The organism is Sediminibacterium sp. GW821-FHT12F12, assembly GCF_058806635.1.
Genome location: NZ_JBXAPW010000015.1, coordinates 11,871 through 31,462 on the forward strand (window position 1 = coordinate 11,871; position 19,592 = coordinate 31,462).

Sequence of the window (19,592 nt, forward strand, 5' to 3'; positions counted from 1 at the left end):
AGATTCCTTATTTGGGCTCACCATACTTCTTCTCAAACAAACGGGAGCGCTCCCGGGTGGCATAGGTATCGAGTGAATCCAGTAACCGTTTAAAATCGCTGGGATGTGATGCATAATAACGGTAACTGCTGTCGAATTGTTTTTTGGTAATGTCGTGTATCGCAAAAACCTGTTCATACAGGCGGATATTCTCTTTCCGTTTGGCAGCAGTGCTGTCTTTGGCCGTCATACGCAGGTACACTTCATCGGCCCGCATCATATCCCACATAACCACTTTCATCGTATCAGCCACCAGGATCCCGCCTTTAGACGAACTTGATCTGCAGGCTGCGAGACTGAACAACAGTATTACTACCAGACAAAACTTGCTCATCGTAATTCCTGTTTATACTTTGATGCATTGATCACATCCAGCTCCGAAAGAATATCAACGGCCTGGGATTTCTGCTCCCCGGTTCCTTTTTTAAACAGCCCGATCAGTTCCTGCGCCTTACCCTGCAGAAAAAACTGCAGGAACATGGTGTTCGCGTTTTCTTTGTTAAAAGCCTGTAACTGTATCAATGCCTGTAACAGGTTCTTGCGGGCTTCTGCTTCAGACTCAAACATATTGTCCAGTCCCTTGCGGTAATAGGCATACAGCACATCATGTACGATATTGTACCGGTTATTGATCAGGTTCTCATTTAACCAGTAACGGTTACGCTGTCCGTCAAAAACCCGCCATCCAGTTACATTCCTTCCCTCGGGTGCATTGTTTACGATATTCTGTGCTTTGCGGTAATAAGCTTCTCCCCCTTTGGGCGAAAAGGAATCATAATCCAGCCCGATGATCATATAGGCATAATAAGCTAGTATCGCAGGTAAGTTTGCCGCCGCTGCATCTGTTCCCTGCACACGGCTTTCATTGAATTCTACGGGTTGAAACTCCTGGTATTTAAACGTTACGTCGGCATCAATAAAATTCACGAGCGCCGCTTTATAGGATGTTTTGAAAACCGGCCGGGCCGCCTGTATGGTAAGTGTGGCTTTGTATACATTGGTTTCCACTATGCTTTCAATATTCAGTAAAAAACTGCATTCGATCTTTTCGTTGGGTTGAAAAGCGTCGTTGGTCCATTTACGGTTATTCAGCAAATTATTGAGCTGCGTTTGCAGGGTGGTAAAGATTTTTTTATCAACGGTTGAGTTAACCCTTGAAGCCACTACACTCACCCTTGCCTGCAGTTCCTGCGAGGAAGCCGTGGCGGTTAACAAACAACAGCCAACCAAAAAACAAATCAGTTTATTCCGCATGGGTTCGGGCTACTATAAATGAAACAATATCTTTTGCGATCTCCTTTTTAGATTTCAACTCACTCACCATTTCTGTACCCGCTTTATCCAGCAGGGTTATTTTGTTGGTATCTACCCCAAATCCTGCGGCTTCATCACGCAGTGAATTGAGTACGATACAGTCTGCATTTTTGGACACCAGTTTTTTTCTCGCATTCTCTTTCTCGTTCTGCGTTTCCAGCGCAAACCCTACCAGGTATTGCCCTCTTTTCTTCTGGCTGCCCAGATGCTGCAGGATATCTTTTGTTGGCACCAGCTCCAATGCTAAATTACCGGATTGTTTTTTGATTTTTTCAGTGGCTGCCAGTTCGGGCGTATAATCCGCCACGGCGGCAGACATTACCGCAATATCCACCGTAGGAAAAGCGAGGATGCTGGCGGCAAACATCTCTGCTGCGGATACCACCCGTGTAATCTGGATACCGGCAAAAGCGGTCTTTTGCTGTGTGGGGCCGGTGATCAGTTCTACCTCAGCTCCCCGCAGGTATAATTCTTCCGCCAGGGCAAAACCCATTTTGCCGGAAGAGTGATTACCGATAAAACGTACGGGATCAATGGCTTCATAAGTGGGACCAGCCGTTACCAGGGCTTTTTTCCCTTTCAGTTCATCGCCCCTGAAAAAATGAGCGATCAGGTAAGTGATGATAGTTTCCGGCTCGGCCATCCTGCCCTCGCCAAACAAACCACTGGCCAGTTCGCCGTTGTTTACGGGGATGAGATGGTTGCCATATTCTTTAAGTAATGCGATATTCTTCTGTGTAGCGGGATGCTGCCACATATCTTCATCCATGGCCGGTGCCATCACTACCGGACAGGTTGCAGAGAGATAAACCGCCAGCAACAGGTTATCGCAGATGCCATGCGCCATTTTAGCGAGCGTATTGCAGCTAAGCGGTGCCATCACACATACATCCGCCCAGCGGCCCAGCATTACATGGTTTGCCCATTCATTACCGGCTGCCAGATCAACGATCACCGGATTTTTGGATAAGGTGGATAAGACCAGCGGGGAAACAAATTCTTTGGCAGCGGGGGTCATCATCACTTTTACCTCGGCCCCCTGCTTTACCAGCAACCTGACCAGCAGGATGGATTTATAAGCGGCAATGCTGCCGGTAATGCCGATGAGTATTTTTTTATTCTGAAGCATGGCTTGGTGAATTGGCAATGGGCAATGGTGAATTGGCAATGGGCAATCTCCCTCAAAATAACAAAAAACGACAGTTCATCACTGTCGTTTCATATCATTTAGGAAATACTTGGCTTATCTGAACAGATCGTTGTCGTCGTTACGTCTGTGGTATACTTTGCCTTCCATGAATTCCTGGGTGGCCAGGATGGCTGGGTTAGGCATTTTTTCGTAGGCCCTTGAGATCTCGATCTGCTCTTTGTTCTCGTGGATCTCTTCCAGGCTGTCTGTATGGCTGGCAAATTCCTCGAGTTTGTTGTGCAGTTCTTCCCGCAGGGATATATTGATCTGATTGGCCCTTCTGGCAATAATCGCGATAGACTCATAGAGGTTGCCGGTCTTGCTCTTGATATCTATCAGGCTTTTGGTTTCTACCACACTGGCGGTATTAGCGCTCATTTGCCGTCTTAGCTTGCTCATTTTTCAGATTTTTTAAAATGTTATTGGTTTGTGTTTTGTGTTTACCCACTTCCTCGGCGTATTTGCTGTCGGCAAAACGTTCGGTGAAGTCGTTACATTCAGAGATCACTTTTTCGTAGCGCTCTTTCTGTTTTTCTTCATAACTCATCTCGGCATACTTGATGTATGATTTGATGACAAGTAACTTATACTGATCGGCTTTTTTTGAATCCGGAAAATTGTCTGACACGTTTCCGAAGGCAATGGCCGCCGCCTTATAGAATCCGAGGTTATAATACAGTTCGGCTCCTTTAAATTCTTTGAGTTCCAGTTTCTCCCGGCATTTCTCGATGATCTCGCTGGCCTCCGCCGCCCTGGTTGAGGTGGGATGCGTATTGAGGAATGCCTGCATCAGCTGCATGGTTTTGTTGGTATTGGTCTGGTCCAGCTCTACCTTGGGTGACTGTTTGTAATAACAATAGGCCCGCATATAATCGCACTCTTCGCCTTTGGTACTGGTAGGGAAATTCTCTACAAAACTCTTGAACAGGTTCTCTGCATTCAGATAGTCTTTCTGGTAGTAATAAGAGTACGCGAACTTGTAATACATGTCTTCGTAACGCGTAGAGCCTTTTACATAGGGAAAGATATCTTCAAAGAGCTGCTGGGCGTAACCGTAGTTCTTATTAGCATAGTATTGCTCTGCCATTTTGTACTTGTACTCGTAATCCTTGCTCTTCATGATCTTTCCAAATTTATTGGAACAGGAAGAGGTAAGCAGCACTACCGATAATAATAACAGAACGATCCTATTCATAACAAGTTGGCAAAATTAGTTAATTGCGGGCAATTTATAAAGTCCGTTTCGGGTTTGGGCGCATATTTCGTTAAGAATTACACAAAAAGGCAGCTTTGAGCCGTGAGCGGCGAGTAAACACAGCTTATGGCTCGGGGCGTATAACCTCTCAATATGAAGAGCTGCGCCAAAAAGCGCTGAGCGGTGAGCTTTGAGCTGCGAGCAAAACCAGCTCATGGCTCGTCGCTCACAGCTCATAGCTCGCAGTTCCCCAACACAAAGGGCCGCCCAAACAGGCAGCCCTTCGTTATCTTAGAATGAAAAAGACTATTTAGCGTCTCCTTCTCCTTCCTGTAATTTGGCTTTGATCTCGGCTAAAGCACCCAGATCACCTAAAGTTGCCTTTTCTACTTTGGCCTGGATATTTTTCACCGCTTTTTTGGTGTTATCGGCTTCCGCTTTGGCTTCTTTTTTCTCTGCTGCTACGGTTTCGGCTACGTGCTGCTCCCAGATGCGTGCGTGACTTAACACGATACGCTTCTCGTTGCGGTCGAACTCGATCACCATGAACTGGGCAGTTTCGTCGGCCTGTACCTGTTTGCCATCTTCCTTGTTCAGGTGACGGTTAGGGGCAAAACCTTCGAGACCATACTGTAACTGAACCAGGGCTCCTTTGTCGTCCTTACGGGTAACAGTGCCTTCGTGGATGGTACCTACGGCAAAGGTATCTTCCAGCGCATTCCAGGGATCTTCTTCCAGTTGTTTGTGGCCTAACTGCAGTTTGCGGTTCTCTTTATCAATACTTAAGATAATGATATCGATCTGCTCGCCTACTTTGGTATAGTCGGTTGGGTGATTGAAACGCTTTAACCAGCTCAAATCGCTGATATGGATCATACCGCCGATACCTGGCTCCAGTTCAACAAATACACCATAAGGAGTAATGTTTTTCACCAGTCCTTTGTGTTTGCTGCCTTCTGGGAATTTGGTTTCGATGGTATTCCATGGGTCCTGGCTCATCTGTTTGATGCTCAGGCTCATTTTGCGTGAATCTTTATCGAGGGTAACCACTTTTGCTTCGTACTCGTCGCCCAGTTTGAAGAATTCCTTCGCATTGATTGGGGTATTGGCCCATGTGATTTCTGATACGTGTACCAGACCTTCTACACCAGGCTGAATTTCGAGGAACGCACCGTAATCTTCGATATTTACTACTTTGCCTTTTACAACAGAACCTTCTGCCAGACCTTCAGGCAGCACATCCCATGGATGCGGGGTCAGTTGTTTCAGACCTAAGCTGATACGTTTTTTGTCGTCGTCGAAATCCAGTACCACCACTTGTAATTTCTGGTCCATCTTCACCACTTCGCTTGGGTGAGAGATACGGCCCCATGAAATATCGGTGATGTACAACAGACCGTCCAGACCGCCGAGGTCCATGAACGCTCCGAAATCGGTGATATTTTTCACCACACCTTCCAGTACCTGTCCTTTTTCGAGTTTGCTCATGATCTCTGCACGTTGTGCTTCGATATCGCTTTCGATCAGGGCTTTGTGTGATACAACGGCATTCTTGATGGTTTCGTTGATCTTCACCACTTTGAATTCCATGGTTTTACCTACAAACTGATCGTAATCAGTTACAGGCTTCACATCGATCTGAGAACCCGGTAAGAATGTTTCCATTCCGAACACGTCTACGATCAGACCACCTTTTGTTTTGCTGGTAACGGTACCGGTAATCACCTCTCCGGTTTTGTGTACTTCCACAATTCTTTCCCATGCACGGAAAATGCGGGCAGATTTGCGGCTCAGGTGCAGGTTACCGGAGCGGTCTTCTTTCTCTACTACCATCACTTCCACTTCATCTCCGATCTTCAGACCTGGTACATCGCGGAATTCGTTCAGAGAAACCAGGCCATCACTTTTAAAACCGATGTTTACAACCACATCTGTTTTAGTTAAAGCAACTACCCCACCTCTTACGATCTCGCCATCATTGATCTGTACGAAAGTGTCATCATACACTTTATCGTATTTCATTCTTTCTGTCTCGGCGTAATGACTCACGTTACGTTTGTCGATACTCCAGTCAAAATCATCATGAGCGGTTTCAATCACCGGCTCAGCTACAGGTGCATTTGTTGTCGCAGTAGTAACTTCCGGTGCTGTTTCAGCCGCGGTGTTCTCCTGTGCATCTGCGTTTAGTTGTTTGTTAATAAGATTCATACAATATCCCGAGGGTTTTATTTCGGGGTTGCAAAGGTAGGGAAAGGAAGGGGAAAATGGAGGGTTTTAGGGGATTTTTGAGGGAAAATGGGGGATTTTGAGGTACAAGTATAATAAAAATATCGAATATGAAATTCTGTTTGGCGGGAAATGTTACTAGTAGAAGGGGATTTTGAATGCCCTGGTCAGGAACAAAAATGTGCTAAAATCATTTTCACAGTTGAAAAACAATCCGCAAAAGTCGGTCAAGTTCAACGAGTTCGGCTTGATTCAACTTGCCCAGTAGCCCTTTTGCCAAAGATTTATCGAGCGTAGCCATTTTACTTACCCTGACAAGTGAGGGTTTTCTTAATCCATTTTTTGTTGTTGAATCAAGTAAAAGATCGGTAGCTTCTTTCCATTGTAGTTGAGTGGTAATAAAGCAAACCGTAATGTCAAAGGCTGTTTCGCTTAAGATGACAGCAGGTCGAAGTTTGGTACCACTTAGATCTGTGAATGGAAATGTGACCAGCACAATGTCATCTTTTAGTATGGCAGACCTCTTTTAGATCCGACAATTGATAGAGATCTTCCTCCGTTTCAAGAAACGCGTAGGTTTTACTATCAGCTGTTAATTGCTGTGCTGCCTGATTGAGTTTTTGATCTTCATATCGCTTCATCACAAAATCAGTAAAGTCAGAAATCTCCGCTGCCCTGTCTTCAGGTAGTTGGCTGATCAATTTGATGGTTCTGTCTATGATTGCTTGCCTGGTCATAAAAGGTTTATAGATTTATAAAGTTATACATTAAATAGGATAATAAGCCCCTGTGAAAAAGGAAAATACGGTTGGGCAGATAATGGAAATATCGAATGTCGAAGGGGTATGGCGGGGTTTATCAGGGTTAGAATTAAAGTCTTCAGGTTTATTACTAGCTGTTTAACTTAGAGATCCAGTACACTATCTTTTCGATAAATATTTGTCCAGTTGGGCATACAAAGAATCTCTATCACTGGGTCGCTTGGCATTCCGCACCACTATATTACCTTTTTTATCTATGATTAAATAATGGGGCATTATAACTATACTGTCTTGAGTCGATTGCCTATACAATTTTTCATATTGGTTTAATATTACAAAAAGATGGGCCCCCAATACATTGTATTTTTTTATTTGTTCATGCCACATATACTCATTGCCTTGAGCAATATACAAATAGCTTATATCATTTCTATTCTTGTATTTATCTTTCAATGGCTTAGTAAAATCTCTAAACTCTTGTAAACAAGGACCGCATGTTGTCCCCCAAAAATCTACGTAAACTACTTTCCCCTTAAAGTTCTCACTGTATAATTTCTGCAAAGACGAAGCGTCAGAACTAAGTGTCAAAATCCGAATATCATCATTTGAATTTATCCGATTAATTAAGAACACTTTTATTAAACCAAAGCAAAATATAAGAACTATGCTCGAAAGCAGAGGCTTGAAAAGAGTAGGCCTTTGTTTCCGGTTATAAATCCTAAATAAATAAAAACTTGAGGGCAATAAAATTACAATTACAAAGCATTTGATGTAAATTAAAAAGGTCAATTTTTGATTTCGTTCGAATACCTTATCCAATATGTTGGCCTTTTCTTGTTTGTCAAGAGAATATAGGTTTTGTACTACAGTTATTAATTCCTCTCTTACTTCACTTTGCCAGTCAAGATAGTGCTGTATAATATCCATAGATAATAATGGGACCACTGCGACCATTATTGCTGCTATCCAAAAATGTCGTGACTTAATCATAATTGTTTTTAGAATAAACTGTCTATTTGAATTACGATCTACAATAAATATACGCAACACTCCTACCTACAAACAACTAATTTTCAACTAATTGAGTCAGTGTTATTTATGAAACTCTGCCAGTATTCGTCATCTTCTTTTCTTTTGTCTTTCTCTTATTGAACCTTTCCGCATTCCTGCCATCTGGCTGATAGAGAAGCTATTTCAATAAGAGAAATACAGAAGAAAAAGAGCAAAAGAGATGGGTTTCAGTAACCGTGCCTTGGTGTGAGAAAAAATTTCACACCAAGGCCTAAGGCACGGTTGAAGCCTGGTTTCGGTCAGGTTCCGGTATTCTTTTCACGCTCTGCCTCTTTCTTTCCGAAAAGAAAGGAACCTAGCACATACAGCACCCAGAGAATGGAATAGGCAAGCAGTCCCTGCACATTAAACCAGAGATCTTCGGGATCGAAACGGCCATGGATCCTGGTGTGAAACAGTTTGTTTGAATAAGCCTGCGCATACTCGATGAATGCCCCGAATAAAAAAAGGCCGATAAAGATGCCGATATGAATCGCCAGTTTTTTGTTGTTGAATAAAAAGTTGCAGAAAGCCGCTGCCAGAAAGTAAAACAGCGCATGCAGTTCCTTATCCATGTGCCGGAAAACAGATGGCAGTTTGATCATAAATCCGATCACAGCCAATACAAAACAACCAATAGTTAGAATTATTTTAGTGGTATTACTGAACCGGTATTTCATAGTTACTATGGTTATTATTCAAATATACCACCTACACAAATGTCGAAGTGGTATACTTCGACATTTGTTATTCCTTATTCGATATTCGATATTCACAGACTCCTCTCCACCCCCAGCTCAAGTCCCCTCAATTCCGCCAAACCTCTTAACCTTCCGATAGCTGTGTAGCCCGGGTACGCACCGGACTTCTTCAGATCATCCAGCATCTGGTGGCCATGATCGGGGCGCATGGGAATGGAAATACCTCTTTTCTTCTGCACTTTTACAATCTCTTTCACCACGGCATACATATCTACATCACCATCCAGGTGATCGGCTTCATAGAAATTACCGAACGCATCGCGGCGGGTGCTTCTGAGGTGGAGAAAATGGATATAATCGCCTAGACGTTGTACCATACCCGGCAAATCATTATCGGGACGAACGCCAAAAGAACCCGTACAGAAACAGAATCCGTTGGCTGGTGATGCTACAGCTTTGCGCAGATCGTTGGCATCTTCTTCGGTACTCATGATACGGGGCAGACCCAGTACCGAGTATGGGGGATCGTCTGGGTGAATGGCCATCACCAATCCCAATGATTCTGCCACGGGCACTACTTCGCGCAGGAAATAGAACAGGTGTTCTTTCAGTTTGGCTCGATCAATGCCTTCGTATTTTTTCAGCGCATCAAAGATCTGTTCGGGTGTAAACTGCTCGCGGCTGCCCGGCAGCCCCAGTAAGGTGTTTTTACTTAACAGGTCTTTCTCCTCCTGTGTCATAGAAGCAAATTTTTGTTTGCCTCTTTCTATTTCTTCGGCTGTATAATCTTTTTCGGCACCCGGACGCTTCAACAAGTGCATATCGAATGCAATGAATGCCGCTTTCTCAAAATATAAGGCACGGCTTCTGTCCGGCATTTCGTAGGCGATATCGGTTCTTACCCAATCGAGGATGGGCATGAAATTATAGGTAACCACTTTCAACCCACAGGCAGCCACATTTTTCAGGCTCAGTTTGTATTTCTCGATCCATTCCTGGAAATTACCGTATTGGCGTTTGATGTCTTCATGCACGGGCAAACTCTCGATCACGGTCCATGTCATACCCGCCGCTTCAATCAATGCCTTGCGTTCGTTGATGGCTTCTACCGTCCAGATCTCGCCTACCGGAATCTGGTGCAAAGCACTTACCACGCCGGTGCAACCCGACTGGCGAATATCCCAAAGATCAACCGGATCATCCGGTCCATACCAACGCATCGTGTGTTCCATTGCCATAACTATCTTTTGTTTTTGTAAACCTAAAAGTATTGTCACAGATTTCGACAATCCGGCTTCAGTAAATCTGCGAAATCGATGGCGGAGGTAGTGAGTGGTGAGTAGTGAGTACGTCCCGATGACACTAACTACTGCCCCAATTACCCATTTACCTAATTACCTATTCCCCAATTACCAAAAAATCGTATACAAAGCCGTCAAAATTCCCCCAACCAGCAATGCACCAACGGCAAAAGCCGGGTGGAGTTTGAACATGGATCTGTCTATTTCCAGTCCATGGGGTTTTACGCCGCGTTTGTTATCGATGGTGCTGATGATCCACATACCGAGGATACAGATCGCGAATACAAAACCCATCCTGTCAAGGAACGGAATTTCGTATACGCCATCCACTTTGGCGGCGAAGCCATAGGGTTCAAGAAAAGCCATATCGGCGATCTTGGGAAGAAACTTGAAGAATACAGAGAACACGAATCCACCCACGGTAGCAAACAGTGCCGCATTGGAAGTGGTTTTTTTCCAGAAGAACCCCAGAATGAACATGGCGAAAATGCCCGGCGATACAAAGCCGGTGTATTCCTGTATGAATTCAAATCCTCCTTTTTTATCAATGCCCATAAAAGGCGCAATTACCACACCAATGATCAGCGAAAGCACAACGGCTATTTTTCCAACATTTACCAGCTTCTTTTCATCCGCTTCCGGATTGATCTTTTTCTTGTAAATATCCAGCGCAAAAATGGTGGCGATACTATTGGCTTTACCCGCCAGTGAAGCCACAACGGCTGCGGTTAAGGCAGCAAAAGCCAACCCCTTTAAACCGGGGCCTAACAGGTTCAGCATGGTGGGGTATGCATTGTCTTGCACAATTTCGCCATTCAGCATCATCTCCGACTGGAAAGCGCCGTTCTGGTATAATACATAGGCGGCAATACCGGGCAATACAACGATTACCGGCATCAGCAATTTCAGGAAGGCGGCAAAGAGCAGACCGGTTCTGGCTGTTTTCAGATCGGCTCCCAGTGCACGTTGGGTAATGTATTGGTTACATCCCCAATAATTGAGGTTCACGATCCACATACCGCCCAATAATACAGTTAATCCGGGCAGGCTGATAAAATTGGGGTTGTCTTTTTTGAGGATCATGTGAAAATGGTCATCGGCTTTATCTGTGAGTAATTTAAGTCCGCTCATTACACCGGTTTCGCCAAACTTTTCAGCTACCAGTGTTAATGCGAGATAGGTAGTAGCGAGACCACCCACTATCAGAAAAAATACCTGGATCACATCTGTATAACCGATCACTTTCATACCACCCAAAGTGATCACGATGGCGAACAGTGCCAGGAATACCATACAGAGGTATAACGGCAGACCGGATATCGCATGAATAGCCAATGCGCCGAGGTATAAGATAGATGTCAGGTTTACCACCACATATAATAATAACCAGAACACTGCCATGATCATGGCCACCGTACTGTTGTAACGCTGGTTCAGGAACTGCGGCATGGTGTATATCTTATTCTTAAGATATACCGGGATAAAAAAGATCGCTACGATCATCAGTGTGGCAGCGGCCATCCACTCGTAAGTGGCAATAGCGAGGCCCATTTTAAATCCATTACCACTCATACCAATCATCTGCTCAGCAGAAATATTGGAAGCGATCAGGGAGGCGCCGATGGCCCACCAGGTAAGTGATCCTTCCGCCAGAAAATAATCATGGGAAGCCGTAGTACTTGCTTTTTTCTTACGCCGGTAAACCCAGTATCCGTAAGTAGCTACAATAACAAAATAAATGAAGAAAACCAGGTAATCTGCTGTTTGCAATGATTTCATAAGGGCAGTCGTTTTGGTGAATGGGCAATGGGGAATCGTGAGTCGTGAATCGTCAGTCGTGAATCGTCAGTCGTGAATCGTCAGTCGTGAATCGTCAGTCGTGAATCGTCAGTCGTGAGTGGTGAGTGGTTAGTTTTTTTGCGAATTGACCATTGACAATTGACCATTCACAACTCCTTACTCACCACTCACTACCTCACTTATAGTACATTTCGTTCCATCTGAGTTCGTTTTTCAGTTGCGGCAACTGGGTGTCTTTATCAATGAGCACCATTTCAATGCCGGCCATCTCTGCAAAATCGGTGAGATGTTCGCTGGTGAGGTTCTGGCTGTAACAGGTATGGTGTGCACCGCCCGCCAGGATCCAGGCTGCACAACCTGTGTGCATGTTGGGATAGGGTTTCCATAATACCCGGGCCACCGGCAGTTTGGGCATGCTCTGCATGGGAGCTACCGCAATCACTTCGTTCACAAGTAAACGGAAACGGTTGCCCATATCTACGATAGAAGCATTGAGTGCGGTACCGGGTGCAGAGTTGAATACAAGTCTTACAGGATCTGCCTTACCGCCAATCCCCAGCGGATGAATCTCGCAGCTGGGTTTGGCATCGGCAATACTTTCGCAGATCTCCAGCATATGGCTTCCCAAAACCAGGCGGTTATCCGGATTAAAATGATAGGTATAGTCTTCCATAAAACTGTTACCACCTTTTAAACCGCTGCCCATCACTTTCATGGCGCGCACCAGTGCGGTTGTTTTCCAATCGCCTTCGCCGGCAAATCCATATCCTTTTTTCATCAAACGCTGCGCAGCAATACCGGGTAATTGTGCCAGGCCGTGCAGATCTTCGAATGTATCGGTAAACCCTTTGAAGCCTCCTTCCTGCAGAAAGGTTTCCAGTCCCAGTTCAATCCTCGCCGCTTCACGCAGTGATTGATGCTGGGAACCTCCTTTCAGCAAACTATCTACGAGCACATAACTATCTTCGTACTCTTCCACCAACAGATCTATGCGATGTTCGGTTACGGCGTTCACTACTTTTACGAGGTCTCCTACCCCATAGGTATTTACACTATAACCGAATTTGATCTCCGCCTCAACTTTATCTCCTTCGGTTACGGCTACATTGCGCATATTATCGCCAAAGCGTACAAATCTGGCCGACCGCCAGTCATGCCAGGCAGCTGCGGCCCTGGCCCATGCATCGATCTTGCCCAATGATTCCGGATCTTCCCAATAACCCACCACCACTTTTCGGTTAAGGCGCATACGACTCATGATAAATCCGAATTCACGATCACCATGTGCGGATTGGTTCAGGTTCATGAAATCCATATCAATGGTTGCCCAGGGAATATCGCGGTTGAACTGGGTATGAAAATGCAGCATGGGTTTGGTAAGGATCTTAAGTCCGCCGATCCACATTTTAGCCGGGGAGAAAGTGTGCATCCAGGCAATCACACCAATACAATTGGCAGCGGCGTTGGCTTCCATACAAACTGCCTGAATTTCCTCGGCTGTTTTTACCGTAGGTTTATATACCACACTTACCGCAATCTGCGAAGAACGATCCAACGATGCAGCAATGATTTGTGAGTGCTGCGCCACCTGCTGCAGGGTTTCATCGCCATATAAATGCTGGCTGCCTGTTATGAACCAGAGTTCCTTCTTTTGTAAGTCAATCATATCGGTCTGTTTTCGGATAGTAATGTTTATCTGCTGATCAAGGTAATATCTTTTACGGTTGATGTGAACCAGACTGTCATTTCTCCCTGCCCACGGTTGGCCCAGCTATAATAAGGAATAGCGGTAAAGGGTTGTTTCCTGGTAGAGATACTGTTCCCATTTTCGATGATCACTGCCGGCAGTTCTCCTTGCAACACCGTAACGCCCTGCAGCAGATCAGGTTTGAATGTTGCAGTGAGAGAACTGCTCTCCGGAAGCAATAGGTTTGCCACTTTCCCATTGTTATCTGCCCCCTCGGCACAGTACACAATCGGTCCTCTTTGTAATGCCAGTTTGCCGATATTGTCTGTCAGATTTGTATCTGCTTTTACCTTCCTGATCTCCATCGGCAATTGCATACTCACCTGGTCGCCTTTTTTCCAGCTTCGTCTGATCACTGCATACCCGTTTTCTATTACATATTCGATAGGTTGTCCATTTACTTTGATAGGGATCTGTGCACCTGCAGCCGCATTGGCAAACCAATATAACTGGGAAGGCATGGCCTGCTGCTTTGCCCATCCGGGAATACGGATCCTGAGAGTAAATGCGTTAGGGGTGTTTGTCTGAATGGTAAAACCCAGATCGCCATCCCAGGGATACTGATTCTGCTGGGTGATCTGTATGGGTTGTTTGTTCACGTTGAACTTTGCCGTTCCGTTAATGAACAGGTTTACAAAAACATTATCTTCTTTTTGTGCATATACATAACCAGGAATCGAAGGAATCAGACGTACCAGATTTGTAGGGCAGCAGGAACATTCAAACCAGCCGGAACGGCTTAATTCAATATCTGCATGTTTAAACCCATTGGTGATCTGCATGGCATTGGTGTAGAAAAAAGATTTTCCATCCAGACCGATACCGGAGAGTAAACCATTGTAGAGTATCTTTTCCAGGAGGTCCATGTATTTGGCATCGCCATGCAATAAAAACATGCGGTGGTTCCAGTATACATTGGCAATGGCGGCGCAGGTTTCATTATAGGCAGTGGCATTGGGCAGTTCGTAGTTATTTCCATAACGCTCTCCGTTACCAATGGCCCCGGCTCCGCCCTGCACGTATAATTTCTTTTCTACCAGGTTGTTCCAGATCTTATCAACCGCACGGAGCAAACTATCATCGCCGGTAAGGGCCGCAACATCAGCCATGGCAGCGTAGAGATAACCGGCACGAACAGCATGGCCGATCGCTTCCCCCTGTTGTACCACGGGTAAATGGTCCTGCCAGTAAGCGCCGTTTTTCCAGGGATCATTACTTTTGGGATCATACCCTGTATAATGGCCCCTTGCTTCAATAAAAAATTTAGCGGTACTGAGGTATTCTTTTTTAGCAGTTACCCGGTATAGCTTTACCAAGCCCATTTCTACCACTTCATGACCCGGGGCTACAGATCTTTTACCCGGACCAAATACACTGCATACCAGGTCCGCATTCTTTACAGCAATATCCAGCAGGTTCCTTTTTTTAGTGGCCATGAAATGAGCCACGGCGGCTTCGTATAAATGACCTGCATTGTATAGTTCGTGACTGAGTTCTCTTTCTTTCTCCCATCGTTCTTTACCCGACCAGGAATGAACAACAGCTGGATTGATCGTGCGCGATGTGTAGAGATACCCATCCGGCTCCTGTGCATTACCGATGATGATGATCAGGGAATCAATATAGGCTTCCAGTTTGGGGTCGGGATATAAAGCGAGTGAGAAAGAAGCTCCTTCAATGGTTTTGTAAATATCCGTATCATCAAAAGGGTAACGTGTACAGAATTTTCCCTGCTTTTGTGCCGCCATGATAAAATTCTTAACCCTGCCGGTACTTTCGCATCGTTCAAAAGAAGCAGGAATGGTAACAGTTCTGTTGGTCTGGATCCGGGGCAACCAGAACTGATCGGTCAGACTTACCTGAGTGAATGGCACAGATTGAATGGCATAGTCTTTCTGTTGTCCGAAAAGAACAACAGATAAAATCAGGCTACACAACAGAGGGATTAACTTCATCACAGTATATTATTTCACAGAAAACTGATAACGGGTAACAGAACTATATTTTTCTCCCGGTTTCAGGATAGTGTTAGGAAAAGACGGTTGATTGGGACCATCCGGAAAATGTTGTGTTTCCATACAGAAAGCAGCATGTTGCGGATATGTTGCATTACCCTTGGTTCCCTTTAAGGTTCCATCCAGAAAATTACCGGTATAAAACTGGAGGCCGGGTTCTGTAGTAAATACTTCCATCAGCCTGCCACTGCCGGCATCGTAGGCCGTCGCAATTTTTTCAAGACCGTTTTCTTTTCTGCTCAATACCCAGTTATGATCGTAACCGCCTTTTACTGCGCTGATTTCTTTACCGATCGCTTTCGCAACCGTAAAATCGAAAGGGGTTCCTTTCACCGCAGGTAACTGGCCGGTTGGGATCAGTAAAGTATCTACGGCTGTGTACCGATCGGCCTGTATCATTACTTCATGGTTGAGGATGGTATTTTCCTTTCCGGCAGATAAATTGAAATAACAATGATTGGTAAGATTCACCGGTGTGGCTTTATCGGTAGTTGCCGCATAAGAGATCTGCAGCGCATTATCAGCGGTAAGTGTGTATACGACTTCTACAGAGAGGTTACCCGGAAAACCCTGGTCACCGTCTTTGCTATTATAGGTTAATAACAGACTGCTATCGCCGGCCTGTTTAGTTGCTTTCCAGATCACTTTATTTAATCCCTGTACCCCCCCGTGCAGTGTATTCCCATTATTGTTGAGGGTCAGCTGGTAGGTTTGTCCGTCGATAGAGAATTTTCCTTTTGCAATGCGGTTCCCATACCTGCCCACGAGGCATCCGAAATAGGGATTACCTGCCTGGAGATAACCCGCGAGTGAATCAAAACCCAGCACCACATCTCCCATCATTTTATTTTTATCCGGCACCAGGATATTGGTTACAGTGCCGCCATAATTCAGGATACGTACCTGCATTCCGTTGGGATTGGTAAGCGTGTATTGGGTAACCGTATCGTTGTTGATAGTGCCGAAGGGCTGTTCTGTGAGCTGAAAGGTCATAGCAGCAGTTTCTTTGGTTTTATCTTGGTTATTACAGGCAAACAGGCATAATGATGCTGACGTGAGTGATAAAAAGAACTGTTTTTTCATATAGGGGTATTTAAAACAATTGTTGGTTTATGACTGGCCGTAATAACTATCCGGTCCATGTTTTCTTTCATAATGTTTTTGAATCAAAGCCTCTTTCAGTCGCAGTGCCTGTGGGTTGAGCTGTTCTGTTAACCAGGCCATTTTGGCCAGGTTCTCCAGCACAGCGCTGTTATACACGGCTTTGGCAGCCGTACTGCCCCAGGTAAACGGTGCGTGGTTGCCCACCAGTATCATTTCTACTTCTTCGTAATTCAGTCCTTTTTCTTTGAAACAATTGATGATCTGGATCCCGGTTTCATATTCGTAGTTTCCTTTGATCATGGTATCACTCATCGGTTGTGCACAGGGTATATCGGCCGTGGTATGATCAGCATGTGTGGTGCCATACACAGGTATATCACGCTGGCTCTGTGCCCAGGCTGTGGCATAGGTAGAATGCGTATGTACGATACTGCCGATTTTGGGCCAGTGTTTGTATAATACAGCATGTGTAAGTGTATCGGAAGAGGGACGCAGATCACCGGCAACCATATTGCCCTCCAGATCAACGACTACCATTTTTTCGGGACTTAATTCTTCATAGGCAACACCACTCGGTTTAATCGCAAATACACCCAGCTCACGGTCAATCACACTCACGTTACCAAACGTGAACAGCACCAGCCTGAGTTGGGGTAACTGCCTGTTGGCTTCGTAGGCCGCCTGTTGAATATGTTGATATTTCATACGTTGCAAAACAGATTTGAAAATACTAAGCGTAGTTGCTGCCGGATCAACCGGTCGTTAGTACGCTTACCCCCTATTCTCCTTGCTCACAAGTTAGTTTGTTGTTCTATAAATTCACCCAAACGGGAATAGTTTTGGTATCTTTTTTCGTAGAGCCGGTTTTTGACCGGATCAGGAGAATATTCCAGGTCAAAACCCTGCCCCATGGCCGTTATAGCTTCTTCCACCCGTCTGTAGATCCCGGCAGCAGTGGCAGCAAACATGGCTGCACCGAGGGCGCAGGTTTGTTCGCTTTTGTGGATGCGGATGGGCATATTCATCACATCGGCCATCATTTGCATGATAAAGGGCGATTTGCGGGCTACCCCACCCAGACCAATCAAGCCTTTTACCGGGATACCCTGTTCGCGGAACCGGTCTACAATTTTCCGGGCGCCAAAACAGGTAGCTTCTACCAACGAGCGAAATACGCGGGGGGCATCGCTGCCCAGATCAAGACCGCTGAATGCCCCTTTCAGTAACTGGTTGGCATCCGGCGTTCTTCTTCCGTTTAGCCAGTCTATGGCAAGTTCATCCTCTTCCGTCACTTCGATCTCGGCGGCCTTTTTACTCAGTGCTGTTATCATCGCATCTACGATTTCTACCTGCAGTTTCTCTGCGAGGCTTGCATCGATCAAAGCAGAATGTGGCAACATATTCTCCAATGGCCAGGCCAACAGGTTGCGGAACCAGGCATAAGCATCGCCGAAGGCAGACTGTCCAGCCTCCATCCCCATCATACCGGGAATGATAGAGCCCGGCACCTGTCCGCAGATCCCTTTTACCAGCTTTCCCTGCATCTCTTCCATGGGCGCCACCAGCATATCGCAGGTAGAAGTACCCATTACTTTACTGAGATGATAAGGTTCTATCTGTCCGCCAACTGCCCCCATATGACAATCAAATGCGCCGATGCCTACCACTACCTCTGTGCAGAGACCAAGCCGCTCTGCCCATGCGGGTGAAAGTGTGCCGGCGGCTTCGGCGGCCGTATAGGTTTGTGTAAATAATTTTTCTCTGAAGCCAGTTAATAATTCATCCCATGAACTGAAAAATTCTTCCGGCGGCAAGCCGCCAAATTCATCGGCCCATAAACTTTTATGTCCTGCGCTGCAGACGCCACGTTTCAACTGGCGAACATCCTTTCCGCCAGTGAGAAGAAAAGGAATCCAGTCGCAATGCTCCACCCAGGAATAAATATTTTTCCTGACTTCTTCATCAGCACGAAGTACATGCAGCAGCTTGGCCCAGAACCATTCGGATGAATAGATACCCCCAACAAACTGCAGATAGTTGGTCGTAAATTTCTCTACATGCAGATTTAATTCGTTGGCTTCTTTTACCGCCGTATGATCTTTCCACAACACAAACATGGCGTTGGGATTGTCTTCCAGTCCGGGTAACAGGGCCAGTGGTGTTCCGGTATGGTCTACAGCAACAGGTGTAGACCCGGTGGTATCCACAGAAATCGCCTTTACAGCAGCCGCTACCATGCCACCTGCTTTCTCCAAACAGGCTTTGATAGTAGTTTCAATACCTTCGATATAATCAGCCGGATGTTGCCGGAACCGGTTAGCCGAGGGATCACAATACAATCCTTTTTTCCAGCGGGGATAGTGATATACAGCAGATGCGATCTCCGTTCCATCACCTGCATGCACCAGGATGGAGCGTACCGAATCGGTACCAAAATCAACCCCTATCACAAACTGGTCTGTTGTTTTCATGTTCAGCTGAATAATTGATTCAGTTGCGGATCGGTATAATCATTGACAAAACAGCGGATATTCTGATACGCACCGAATTCCTCTTTCGTATGCATAGTGGTAAGTACCACCGTTTGCATACCCGCCCGGGCCGCTGCTTCTACCCCTTTGGGAGCATCTTCAAATACAATACAATCGCTATAAGGTACCCCTAACTGATCTGCACATTTAAGATAAGTTTCCGGATCGGGTTTACTGTTCAGCACCTGTTCGGCCGATACTACCACCGGAAAATGCGGACGGATCTCTACACCATCCAGTACAAAATCAATATTATACATGATCGCTGCAGAACCAATGGCCATGGGTATGGACGCCTTCCCGGCTTTTTCTAAAAAGAGATGCAACCCAGGTAATAGTTTCAGCATGGGACGAAATGCAGCCTGGTAAGCCGCTTCCTTTTCATAACTCATACGGTTCTTTTCTTCTTCTGAAAACCTGCCCGGAAATATCCTGTCGAGCAATTCATTGTTCTTGCCATAACATTCTTCTTTCATCTGTTCCATGCTGATATTTGCTCCGAGACTGTTCAATATTCCATGCCATGCTTTGATATGGTATTGCATATCATCAATCATGGTTCCGTTGAGGTCGAATAGGAAAGCGGGGTTGTTGGGCATGAGGGGTTCTGAGTTCTAAG

18 protein-coding genes are annotated in these 19,592 nt (G+C 45.5%); all 18 read right to left on the reverse strand.

Annotated elements, in window-relative coordinates:
- Positions 1-7: 7 nt before the first annotated feature.
- Positions 8-373 carry a DUF4296 domain-containing protein gene (locus tag AC1RNB_RS16610; RefSeq protein ID WP_493084653.1) on the reverse strand — a complete coding sequence of 122 codons (366 nt, stop codon included), beginning with the start codon at positions 371-373 and terminating at the stop codon, positions 8-10.
- The gene (porD, locus tag AC1RNB_RS16615) at positions 370-1,293 is read right to left on the reverse strand and encodes a type IX secretion system protein PorD (protein WP_493084655.1); all 924 of its coding nucleotides are present in this window, start codon (positions 1,291-1,293) and stop codon (positions 370-372) included. The genes AC1RNB_RS16610 and porD overlap by 4 nt, the downstream gene beginning before the upstream one ends.
- Positions 1,283-2,482, reverse strand: a complete 1,200-nt coding sequence (gene coaBC, locus AC1RNB_RS16620) for a bifunctional phosphopantothenoylcysteine decarboxylase/phosphopantothenate--cysteine ligase CoaBC (protein ID WP_493084656.1) — start codon at positions 2,480-2,482, stop codon at positions 1,283-1,285. The genes porD and coaBC overlap by 11 nt, the downstream gene beginning before the upstream one ends.
- A gap of 114 nt (positions 2,483-2,596) precedes the next feature.
- Positions 2,597-2,941 (reverse strand): DNA-directed RNA polymerase subunit omega, encoded by a 345-nt coding sequence (locus AC1RNB_RS16625; protein WP_493084657.1) that lies wholly within the window; start codon positions 2,939-2,941, stop codon positions 2,597-2,599.
- Positions 2,910-3,737 (reverse strand): outer membrane protein assembly factor BamD, encoded by an 828-nt coding sequence (locus AC1RNB_RS16630; protein ID WP_493084659.1) that lies wholly within the window; start codon positions 3,735-3,737, stop codon positions 2,910-2,912. The genes AC1RNB_RS16625 and AC1RNB_RS16630 overlap by 32 nt, the downstream gene beginning before the upstream one ends.
- 306 nt (positions 3,738-4,043) lie before the next feature.
- On the reverse strand, positions 4,044-5,945 hold the full coding sequence (rpsA, locus tag AC1RNB_RS16635; RefSeq protein ID WP_493084660.1) for a 30S ribosomal protein S1: 1,902 nt from the start codon (positions 5,943-5,945) through the stop codon (positions 4,044-4,046).
- 214 nt (positions 5,946-6,159) lie between these two features.
- Positions 6,160-6,459 (reverse strand): type II toxin-antitoxin system PemK/MazF family toxin, encoded by a 300-nt coding sequence (locus AC1RNB_RS16640; protein WP_493084661.1) that lies wholly within the window; start codon positions 6,457-6,459, stop codon positions 6,160-6,162.
- A 4-nt stretch (positions 6,460-6,463) separates the two neighbouring features.
- Positions 6,464-6,700: a hypothetical protein gene (locus tag AC1RNB_RS16645; RefSeq protein WP_493084662.1), complete on the reverse strand. Its 237-nt coding sequence runs from the start codon at positions 6,698-6,700 to the stop codon at positions 6,464-6,466.
- A gap of 183 nt (positions 6,701-6,883) precedes the next feature.
- Positions 6,884-7,651: a TlpA family protein disulfide reductase gene (locus tag AC1RNB_RS16650; RefSeq protein ID WP_493084664.1), complete on the reverse strand. Its 768-nt coding sequence runs from the start codon at positions 7,649-7,651 to the stop codon at positions 6,884-6,886.
- Between the two features lie 383 nt (positions 7,652-8,034).
- Positions 8,035-8,454: a hypothetical protein gene (locus AC1RNB_RS16655; protein WP_493084665.1), complete on the reverse strand. Its 420-nt coding sequence runs from the start codon at positions 8,452-8,454 to the stop codon at positions 8,035-8,037.
- Between the two features lie 92 nt (positions 8,455-8,546).
- A complete protein-coding gene (gene uxuA / locus AC1RNB_RS16660) occupies positions 8,547-9,713 on the reverse strand; it encodes a mannonate dehydratase (RefSeq protein ID WP_493084667.1) in 1,167 nt (388 codons plus the stop codon).
- Between the two features lie 171 nt (positions 9,714-9,884).
- A complete protein-coding gene (locus tag AC1RNB_RS16665) occupies positions 9,885-11,555 on the reverse strand; it encodes a sodium:solute symporter family transporter (RefSeq protein WP_493084669.1) in 1,671 nt (556 codons plus the stop codon).
- A gap of 196 nt (positions 11,556-11,751) precedes the next feature.
- Entirely contained in the window at positions 11,752-13,242 is a 1,491-nt protein-coding gene (araA, locus tag AC1RNB_RS16670; protein WP_493084671.1) for an L-arabinose isomerase, read from the reverse strand.
- A gap of 26 nt (positions 13,243-13,268) precedes the next feature.
- Positions 13,269-15,278 (reverse strand): glycoside hydrolase family 127 protein, encoded by a 2,010-nt coding sequence (locus AC1RNB_RS16675; protein ID WP_493084672.1) that lies wholly within the window; start codon positions 15,276-15,278, stop codon positions 13,269-13,271.
- Positions 15,279-15,287: 9 nt separating this feature from the next.
- Positions 15,288-16,421 (reverse strand): aldose epimerase family protein, encoded by a 1,134-nt coding sequence (locus AC1RNB_RS16680; protein WP_493084674.1) that lies wholly within the window; start codon positions 16,419-16,421, stop codon positions 15,288-15,290.
- Between the two features lie 27 nt (positions 16,422-16,448).
- Positions 16,449-17,147, reverse strand: a complete 699-nt coding sequence (locus AC1RNB_RS16685) for an L-ribulose-5-phosphate 4-epimerase (protein WP_493084675.1) — start codon at positions 17,145-17,147, stop codon at positions 16,449-16,451.
- 86 nt (positions 17,148-17,233) lie between these two features.
- Positions 17,234-18,913 carry a ribulokinase gene (locus AC1RNB_RS16690; protein WP_493084676.1) on the reverse strand — a complete coding sequence of 560 codons (1,680 nt, stop codon included), beginning with the start codon at positions 18,911-18,913 and terminating at the stop codon, positions 17,234-17,236.
- A gap of 2 nt (positions 18,914-18,915) precedes the next feature.
- Positions 18,916-19,572 (reverse strand): HAD family hydrolase, encoded by a 657-nt coding sequence (locus AC1RNB_RS16695; protein WP_493084677.1) that lies wholly within the window; start codon positions 19,570-19,572, stop codon positions 18,916-18,918.
- Positions 19,573-19,592: the final 20 nt, after the last annotated feature.